The sequence below is a fragment of the Anaerorhabdus sp. genome, assembly GCF_036657415.1.
Classification (GTDB): Bacteria; Bacillota_I; Bacilli_A; order Erysipelotrichales; family Erysipelotrichaceae; genus Anaerorhabdus.
The window spans coordinates 1-5173 of record NZ_JAVXGL010000111.1; the positions used below are offsets into that span (position 1 = coordinate 1).

6 protein-coding genes are annotated in these 5173 nt (G+C 32.1%); 1 reads left to right on the forward strand and 5 read right to left on the reverse strand.

Annotated elements, in window-relative coordinates; genetic code table 11:
- Window positions 1-576: cation:dicarboxylate symporter family transporter (locus RSB60_RS10755; protein ID WP_332616282.1), on the reverse strand; the 576-nt coding region annotated here is incomplete at its 3' end.
- Between the two features lie 160 nt (window positions 577-736).
- Window positions 737-1672: a methionyl-tRNA formyltransferase gene (gene fmt / locus RSB60_RS10760; protein ID WP_332616284.1), complete on the reverse strand. Its 936-nt coding sequence runs from the start codon at window positions 1670-1672 to the stop codon at window positions 737-739.
- Window positions 1673-1767: 95 nt separating this feature from the next.
- Between fmt and rpsT the strand changes: the two genes are divergently transcribed.
- Window positions 1768-2028, forward strand: a complete 261-nt coding sequence (gene rpsT / locus RSB60_RS10765) for a 30S ribosomal protein S20 (protein ID WP_323380627.1) — start codon at window positions 1768-1770, stop codon at window positions 2026-2028.
- A 59-nt stretch (window positions 2029-2087) separates the two neighbouring features.
- Here the strand turns inward: rpsT and RSB60_RS10770 are convergent, their stop codons facing one another.
- The 3 genes from RSB60_RS10770 to rpoD all read right to left on the reverse strand — a co-directional run bounded on the left by RSB60_RS10770 (window position 2088) and on the right by rpoD (window position 4559).
- Window positions 2088-2513 carry a hypothetical protein gene (locus tag RSB60_RS10770; protein WP_332616286.1) on the reverse strand — a complete coding sequence of 142 codons (426 nt, stop codon included), beginning with the start codon at window positions 2511-2513 and terminating at the stop codon, window positions 2088-2090.
- Window positions 2514-2710: 197 nt separating this feature from the next.
- A complete protein-coding gene (locus RSB60_RS10775) occupies window positions 2711-3370 on the reverse strand; it encodes a tRNA (adenine(22)-N(1))-methyltransferase (RefSeq protein WP_332616288.1) in 660 nt (219 codons plus the stop codon).
- Between the two features lie 4 nt (window positions 3371-3374).
- A complete protein-coding gene (gene rpoD / locus RSB60_RS10780; protein ID WP_323380813.1) occupies window positions 3375-4559 on the reverse strand; it encodes an RNA polymerase sigma factor RpoD in 1185 nt (394 codons plus the stop codon).
- Between the last annotated feature and the right edge of the window lie 614 nt (window positions 4560-5173).

A 5173-nucleotide genomic window follows, 5' to 3' on the forward strand; every position in this document is an offset into this window, starting at 1 on the left:
ATTAAGTACATTAATGCTAAATCCAACAACTACTGCAACAAAGACAACGGATAATACTTTTCCATTAGAGGAAAAAGCTGCTAATAGGTTATTTGGAATAATGCCAAGAAAAACATTCAATGGATTACTACCAGTAGATCCTGTAGCTGCATTTAGACCCTCAACCGCTACATTGAAATAACCCATATTATAAATAATCATACCTACAATTCCTGCAAATAAAATTCCTATAAATCCTGTTACCGCAAATAACAAAATTGTTTTGTATGAAATTCTTCCTAACTTTTTTGTATCTGTAATTCGACACATTGCAATAACAATTGATGTGAATACCATTGGTACTATAATAATTTGCAAAGCATTTACAAATAATTGACCAATAATAAATAGAATACCTATTCCTTGTGTTGCACCTTCTTGTGAAATATCAACGAACAATATATTATTAATCATTGTCCATAATTCTGAGTTTCCATTTGCTAGTAAATTTTCACGTAAGAATAAAAAACTTCCCCCTACTACTAATCCACAAATCATACCAATAAACATTTGAATTGCTAACTTATTTTTTTTCATTGTACCCTCCTATAATTTGGATACCTACAGAAAAAGAGCCTTTTTACCCTTAAGTAAAAAGACTCGTAATTGTATCATTACTGTGCTTCCTTTATAGCATCTCGTGCTATCTTAAAGGTATCCTTGAAGATAATACTCTATTTAATTATTGAAGTCAACGCTATTCAAAAAATTTTCCAACATAATTTTTACCACTGCCATGATAGAAATCTTTTGCAAGTGTTTTTGTTTTTCCTTCTAGTTGAAGTTCATCTACATAAATAAATCCACCCTCACAGGCAATTACAAAAGCATCATCAATTAACCCAATGCATTGACCTGGTTTAACTTGATGATCTTCTTCAACAAAATGAACCTTATGCAGTTTTATTTTCTTTCCTTCTATCACTCCATATCCTACAGGCCATGAAATCAATCCTCGAATATGATTGTAGACTTCTAACACTGGTCTTTTAAATGAAATAAATTCCTGTTCTTTCGATATATTCCAAGCAAATGTAACATCATCTTCATTTTGAGAAATAGGAGTTATCTCACCATTGAGTAATTTAGGCAATGTTTCTTTTAGTAATTCTTTTCCTACGAGTTCCAACTTTTCAAACAAATCAGAAGTTGTATCTTCAATCTCGATTGGCAATGCTCTTTGTGTTAATATATCGCCAGAATCCATCTTCTTTTCCATATACATAATTGTAATACCAGTTTCTTTTTCACCATTGATAATTGCCATATGGATAGGTGCTCCGCCACGATATTTAGGCAAGAGTGAAGCATGTACATTTATACAACGATACTTTGGCGCCTCAAGAATAGCATCTGGAATTAATTGCCCATAGGCTGCCGTTACAATCAAATCTGGTTTAAATGCTAATACATCCTCAATTGATTCTTTTATTTTTATTGGTTGAAGAACTGGAATTCCATACTCTTTTGCTTTAATCTTAATTGGAGTCTCCTGAATTTCTTGTTTTCTACCTACTTTTTTATCCGGTTGCGTTACAACAGCAACAACATTTTCACCCATTTCAACTAAGGTTTCAAGAATTCCACATGAAAATTGTGGTGTTCCCATAAAAATTATTCTTGGTTTATCCATTAATTACCACCTCTTGCATGATTATAACATGTTTGTTTGCAATTTATTTGATGTTTTGTTATAATTCTATAGGTTAATATACAGGAGGTGTACAAATGGCAAACATTAAATCTCAAAAGAAACGTGCAATTACGAATTTAAAGAGAAACGTTGCAAAGGCTGGCGAAAAAACAGCATTAAAAACTGCAATTAAAGACGTTCTTGCAGCTGTTGCAGCGAAAGATAAAGAAACTGCCACTACTGCATTAAACAAAGCTAACTCTTTACTTGATAAAGCAATTACTAGTCATATCAAACATGATAACTATGTTGCTCGTCAAAAAGCTCGTTTAGCAAAAGCAGTAAACGCAATCTAATTCAAAAAAATTGCACGGTAAGCCGTGCTTTTTTTATTGTTCTTCAAGATATTCAATCATTAATTGTAAATGATTAATATCTTTTTTATTAATCCCTGCATTGATTCTTTATATTTCAGCGGTTGAACCTTGTCCAATTTATCTTTTATACGCTGGCGAAGTTCTCTTTTATTTGTAACCAATATTTCAAATGCTTGACATGCCTGCCTAACAACCGATGGTTTTTCATCATCGAATATTGTTAGAATCAATTCCAATGCTGGATTAATCTTATTATCAACATCCCATTTTGATAAAGCACAAATCATGCGCACACCACGCATCCTCATAAACGTATGCTCATCTGTAAGCATTGCTAAAAATGTATCAAAATAACAATAGTATTCATTGCTTTGTTCTGTAAGCTTCTCAATCTCTTGAAGAGCCTTGTATGCTTTATTTGGATCTTTATCATAAAGAAGTTCAATTGTTTTATTTTTCACCATAGCGACCTCTATTTAGTATTTACAAATCATCCAGTGCAAGCAAAGAATCACGATGTATGTAACAAAGAAAATAATAAAGCAACTATAATAACAAGCCATGAACCAAGTAATACTTGCAATTATTGTCCATTATTATTCTCTTCTTATGATGATTATAAAACAAAAAGAGTCTACTTCATAGACTCTTTTGCTCTTCATTATTTATCCAACATTGCTCTAAATATTTGGACTTGATGTGATATCTTAGGATAGCGTTTATCCGTTTTTGGCAAAACTTCTAAAATCATTTCATATGTCTTTAAACTTTCTTCACAGTATTCAATAAATAATTTACTTCTTTCCTTCATTAAATGAGGTCCAAAAGTAATATGTAAATCACTGTATTCTGGATGATAGTTTGTATTGAAGACGATAATTTGATAAAAGCGTTCATCATAGACAAGCTTTTCATCAATGATTGTAAAATGATGGTCTGATATCCATTTACGCAAATCCATAACATCTTTATTCACTTGAACAATAATTTGCTTGTATTTATACAAACGAGGCATTGCATCTTCCATAATTTGCTTTGCAGTTGTGAAACCCATACCTGCTAGAATCGCAACATTGGCATCATCAGGTACATTTTCAAAACCATCAGATTGAATCACTTGGATATAATCCGTTAATCCTTCTCTTTCGATATGCGATTTTGCAATTTTACATGGTCCTTCGATAACATCACATGCATAACATTTTGGTGATATGTCTTCATTTACTAGAGCAATTGGCACAAATGCATGATCTGTACCAATATCCGCAACAATAAGATTAGGTTCTACAAGATTTTTAATCGCTGTTAACCGTTTATTCAAATTTTTACCCTTTGTCTACAAAATCACGTAAACGTTTAGAACGTGTAGGATGTTTCAATTTACGTAAAGCTTTGGCTTCAATTTGACGAATACGTTCACGAGTTACATTAAACTCTTTACCCACTTCTTCAAGTGTTCTAGTACGTCCATCATATAAACCAAAACGCAATCGAAGAACTTTTTCTTCTCTTTCAGTTAGGCCTTGTAGTACCATATTAATTTCATCCTTCAATAATTGATTATTTGCATATTGATCAGGACTAAGAGCATCTTTATCTTCAATGAAATCGCCTAAATGAGAATCATCTTCTTCACCAATAGGTGTTTCTAATGATACTGGCTCAAGTGCAATTTTTTGAATCTCACGTACTTTTTCTGGAGAAATTCCTTCCATTTTAGCTGAAATTTCTTCAGCAGTAGGTTCACGACCTAAATCTTGAACTAACTGACGTTGAATACGTGTCAATTTGTTAATTGTTTCTACCATATGCACTGGAATACGAATTGTTCTTGCTTGGTCAGCGATTGCACGAGTAATTGCTTGACGAATCCACCAAGTAGCATATGTACTGAATTTAAATCCTTTTGTATAATCGAATTTTTCTACTGCTTTGACAAGTCCCATGTTACCTTCTTGAATTAAGTCTAAGAATAACATTCCACGACCTACATATTTCTTAGCAATGGAAACAACCAAACGCAAGTTTGCAGAAATAAGAATGCGTTTTGCTTCCTCATCACCTTCTTCAATACGTTTTGCAATTTCAGGTTCATCATCTGCTTTTAAAAGAGGTACACGTCCAATTTCTTTTAAATACATTTTTACTGGATCATTAATACGCACATTAGGTGACTCAGTATAATTAACTTCTAATACTGGTTTTTCAATTTCTTCAACATCTGCTTCATCTAGTTCTTCTGAATCATCCGCTAAAAATTCTAAATCATCAGCTTCTGTAGTTAATTCTTCCGCAATATCTTCATCTTCAGAAATTGCGATATCTTCACTTGAGAACCAATCATATAAATCTTCCATTTCAGAATCATTCAAATCTAAATGATCTAATGCATTCATAATGTCATTTTGATAAATCATTTTATCTTTTTGATAAACTTCTTTGAAGTCTTCTTTAAGTTCATCTAAAGTCTTTAGTTGTTTTGTTTTACCTTTACCTTTATAAACTTCAATCTTAGTAGCTTTTGTCTCATTCTTAATAGTTTTAATTTCCTGAATATTCACTTTATCACTCACAATTTCTAATTCTTTCTTTTCTATTTTGTTTTTTCCGTTTTTAGGTTCTTCTTTTTTCACTACTTCTACCGAAGTTTTTATTTCTTTTTGTACTTCTTGTACAGGTTCTTTAATTTTGCTTTTCTTTTCTACAGAAGAAGTTTTCTTGTCCATAATTTTCTTAGGTTCCTCAATCACTTTCTTTGTAGTTTTGATTTTATTAACAGATTTAGGTTGAACTTTCTTTGGTTCAACTGTTTTTACAGTCTTTTTCTTAGGAGTCTCTTTAACCAATTTCTTTACAGGTGCTTTTGTTATTGGAGATTTCTTTGTTGATGGTTTCGTAACTTTTCTTGCAGGTACAGCTTTCTTAGTTACCGCTTTTTGTGTAGTTTGCTTAACAGCTACCTTTTTTGCAGGTACTTTACTTGCTACTTTTTTACTCACTACAGATTTCTTTGTAGCTTTTGGTGCATTCTTAACAACAGCTTTTTTTACTGGTTTAGCCACAACTTTTTTAGCAGGCACTTTTACTGCAACTGCTTTCTTTTTTGGCGCAACTTTCTTTGCTG